Origin of the sequence: Microbacterium sp. HMWF026 (assembly GCF_003061325.1) — a bacterium.
GTDB classification, from domain to species: domain Bacteria; phylum Actinomycetota; class Actinomycetes; order Actinomycetales; family Microbacteriaceae; genus Microbacterium; species Microbacterium testaceum_E.
This window is the reverse complement of record NZ_QAJB01000017.1, coordinates 1-3,584: the sequence shown is the minus strand read 5'-3', so window position 1 is coordinate 3,584 and position 3,584 is coordinate 1. Positions and strand designations below refer to the sequence as shown.

General features: G+C 72.8%; 4 protein-coding genes. 2 read left to right on the top strand and 2 right to left on the bottom strand.

What is annotated here, in order from left to right:
• Positions 1-16 precede the first annotated feature (16 nt).
• Complete coding sequence (locus DBR36_RS00750; RefSeq protein WP_108317130.1) at positions 17-946, top strand: LLM class F420-dependent oxidoreductase; 930 nt, start codon at positions 17-19, stop codon at positions 944-946.
• Positions 947-1,032: 86 nt separating this feature from the next.
• Here the strand turns inward: DBR36_RS00750 and tadA are convergent, their stop codons facing one another.
• Positions 1,033-1,494, bottom strand: a complete 462-nt coding sequence (gene tadA, locus DBR36_RS00745) for a tRNA adenosine(34) deaminase TadA (protein WP_108317129.1) — start codon at positions 1,492-1,494, stop codon at positions 1,033-1,035.
• 55 nt (positions 1,495-1,549) lie between these two features.
• On the opposite strand from tadA, the gene upp reads away from it, so the two are divergent.
• On the top strand, positions 1,550-2,182 hold the full coding sequence (gene upp, locus DBR36_RS00740; protein WP_056224019.1) for a uracil phosphoribosyltransferase: 633 nt from the start codon (positions 1,550-1,552) through the stop codon (positions 2,180-2,182).
• A 20-nt stretch (positions 2,183-2,202) separates the two neighbouring features.
• On the opposite strand, the gene DBR36_RS00735 is transcribed toward upp, so the two are convergent.
• Positions 2,203-3,584 (bottom strand): ATP-binding protein (locus tag DBR36_RS00735; protein WP_146185144.1); only part of this gene is annotated, 1,382 nt, incomplete at its 5' end.

Genomic DNA, 3,584 nt, shown 5'->3' with positions numbered 1-3,584 from the left:
CCCCCGGAGGCCCCCCGTGGAGTACTGCCTGTTCACCGAGCCCCAGCAAGGCTTCACCTACGACGACCAGCTGGCGTTCGCCCGGTCCGCGGAGCGGCACGGCCTGGACGGCTTCTTCCGCTCCGACCACTACCTGCGGATGGGCGAGGGCGACCCGCGCCCCGGCCCCACCGATGCCTGGACCACCCTCGCCGGTCTCGCGCGCGAGACCTCGCGCATCCGACTGGGCACCCTGGTGTCGTCGGTCACCTACCGCGTCCCCTCGATCCTGGCGATCCAGGTCGCCCAGGTCGACGCGATGTCGGGCGGGCGCGCCGAACTCGGACTCGGCACGGGGTGGTTCGAACGCGAGCACGCCGCCTACGGCATCCCGTTCCCCGCGAAGCGATTCGACCTGCTCGAAGAGCAGCTCCAGGTCGTGACGGGCCTGTGGCAGACCCCGGATGCCGAGACCTTCAGCTTCGACGGCGCGCACTACCGTCTCGACGAGGCGCCGGCGCTGCCGAAGCCGACGCAGTCGCGGGTGCCCGTGATCGTGGGCGGCGGCGGCCCGAAGCGCACCCCGGCCCTCGCCGCGCGGTACGCCACCGAGTTCAACATCGGCTTCGTCGCCGAGGACGTTGTGGCCGAGAAGTTCGCCGTCGTCCGCGCCGCGTGCGAGGCCGAGGGGCGCGACCCCGCGACGCTGAAGCTGTCGGTCGCCCTGCCGACGATCGTGGGGTGCGACGATGCCGAGATCGACCGCCGCGCCGCGGCGATCGGACGCACGCGCGCCCAGTTCGACGACGGGGCCAACATCATCGGCACGCCCGCCCAGGTGGCCGAGAAGGTAGAGCGCCTGCGCGCCCTGGGCGCCGAACGCGTGTACTTCCAGCTGATGGACCTCCGCGACGTCGAGCACGCCGACCTCGTCGGCACCGAAGTCCTGCCGCTGCTGCCGCGCTGAGGGGCGGCGTTCCCGGGGACGGCGCGGGTCACGAGACGCTGGTCGGCGTCGGCTCGGCGCGCGGCTCCGCGGCAGACCGACGCGCGTCAGCGCCGCGGATCGAAGAACGCCCGCAGCTGCGCCGCGGCGCGTTCCTCGTCGACGCCGCCGACCACCTCGACACGGTGGGGCAGGCGCCGGTCGCGCAGGACGTCGTACATCGACCCGGCGGCTCCGGCCTTGGCATCCCAGGATCCGAACACGACCCGCGGCACGCGCGCCTGCAGGATCGCCCCCGCGCACATGACGCACGGCTCGAGCGTGACGACGAGCGTGCAGTCCGCGAGGTGCCACGAGCCGACCCGGGCCGCCGCCGCCCGCAGCGCGACGACCTCGGCGTGGGCGGTGGGGTCGTGCGTGACCTCGCGCAGGTTGCGCCCCTCGCCGATCACCCGTCCCGCCGCGTCGATCACGACCGCCCCCACCGGGACGTCGCCGTCGGCCGACGCGGCGTCGGCGAGAGCGAACGCGTGCCGCATCGCCGCGAGGTCGCGGTCGGTCGGGGTCATCGGGCTCCAGAGAACGAGGCGGTGGCGCACGGGGGAAGCGGTTAGCCTTGAGCCTATGCGTGTCCACGTCGCCGACCACCCCCTCATCACCCACAAGCTCACCGTGCTGCGCGACGTGCAGACGTCATCGCCGGTGTTCCGACAGCTCACCGAAGAACTCGTGACGCTGCTGGCCTACGAGGCGACGCGCAACGTCCGCGTCGACCCCATCGAGATCCAGACCCCCGTCACCACGACCATGGGCGTCAAGATCAGCGAGCCGCGCCCGATCGTCGTCCCGATCCTCCGCGCCGGCCTGGGCATGCTCGAGGGCATGGTGAAGCTGCTCCCCACCGCCGAGGTCGGCTTCCTCGGCATGGTGCGCGATGAAGAGACGTTCGAGCCCACGACCTACGCCGAGCGCCTGCCCGACGACCTCAGCGACCGCCAGTGCTTCGTCCTCGACCCGATGCTCGCCACGGGCGGGTCGCTGGGTGCGGCGATCAACTTCCTCTTCGCGCGCGGCGCGCAGGACGTCACCGCCATCTGCCTGCTGGGCGCCCCCGAGGGCGTCGCGGCGATCGAGAAGCAGGTCGAGGGACACGACGTGACCCTCGTGCTCGGCGCCGTCGACGAGCGTCTGAACGAGAAGGGCTACATCGTGCCCGGCCTGGGTGACGCGGGCGACCGCCTCTACGGCACGGCCTGAGGCGGAGCGCCGGGGGCGGCTCAGCCCCTCTGCTGCACCAGGCGTGCGAACCCGCTCAAGCGGGCGACCCCCTCGGGCGTGCGCGGCAGGTCGTCGAGCAACGCCGGCGAGTAGACGACGTAGGCGGCCTGCATCGCGCGCGAGATCGCGACGTTGATGCGGTTGCGCAAGAGCAGGAACTCCAGCCCGCGCGGGGCCTCTCGCCCGGATGACGCCGCGAGCGTGAGGATGGCGACCACCGCCTCTTTGCCCTGGAAGCGGTCGACCGTTCCGACCGGCACGTCCGCGAAGCCGGCGGCCGCGAGGGCCTCTTCGACCGCGACCTGCTGGGCGTTGTAGGGCGTGATGACGATGATGTCGTCGGCGCGCAGCGCCCGCGGCACGTGCGGGATCGCCGTGTCTCCTGTTCCGCCCTCGGCACCGGTCCACTCGCGGCCGACGAGGTCGGCGACCAGCCGAGCGACCTCGTCGGCTTCTTCGACCGAGAAGGTCGCGTTGCCGGCGTGACGCACCGGCACCACGTGCACGCCCGGATCGACGCCGTCGAGGTGGCGCAGCGCGGTCGAGGGGTGCGCGGCCAGACGACCCTCGTACGACAGGCGCGACACGGGGCCCGCCACGGCCGGGTGCATGCGTCGCGTGCGGGCGAGGAAGTACCCGAGCTCGGCTGGCACGACCTCGGCTCCGTCGATGATCCACCCGAGCGCCGAGGTGTCGACGGGTTCGGGGTGCGTGCCCTGACTGACCTGGGGCAACTGCTGGGGGTCGCCCAGCAGCAGGAGTCGCTGGGCGGCGAGCGAGACCGCGATGGTGGAGGCCAGCGAGAACTGTCCGGCCTCGTCGATCACCAGAAGGTCGAGGCTGCCGCGCGGGATCCGCGCCTCATGGCTGAAGTCCCACGCCGTGCCCCCGACGACGAACCCGTGCGCCGCGTTCTCTGCGGTGAAGGCCGCGACGCCGTTCTTGGGCAGCACCGTGAACGCGTGCGGCGCGGCGGTGTCTTTCGGTGCTTTTCCGACCCGGGATGCCGGCACCCCCGCCGCGATGACCTGGTCGAGCATGTGCTCGATGGTGGCGTGCGACTGCGCGACGACGCCGATGCGGTACCCGCGCTCCGCGACCAATCGCGCGATGACGTGCGAGCCGACGTAGGTCTTGCCCGTACCCGGGGGGCCCTGCACCGCGAGGTAGCTGTGGTCGAGATCGGCCACGCTGCGCGCGATCGCGGTGACCTCGTCGTCGCCGTCCGACCCGTCGACGGCGGTCACCGGAGCGAGCGCGCCCGAGCGGGTGCGCGGGGGCACCCGACGCAGGATGTCGGCGGCGGGACCGGCGGGCAGCGTCGGCGCCGCGGCCAGCACGGCGTCGGCCCAGGCATCGATGGCCTTCTGCTGATTGCCCG

Bases quoted from the DNA above. Each gene is read 5' to 3' on its own strand.
- upp (WP_056224019.1), top strand. From the start codon at position 1,550: ATGCGTGTCCACGTCGCCGACCACCCCCTCATCACCCACAAGCTCACC.
- tadA (WP_108317129.1), bottom strand. From the start codon at position 1,494: ATGACCCCGACCGACCGCGACCTCGCGGCGATGCGGCACGCGTTCGCT.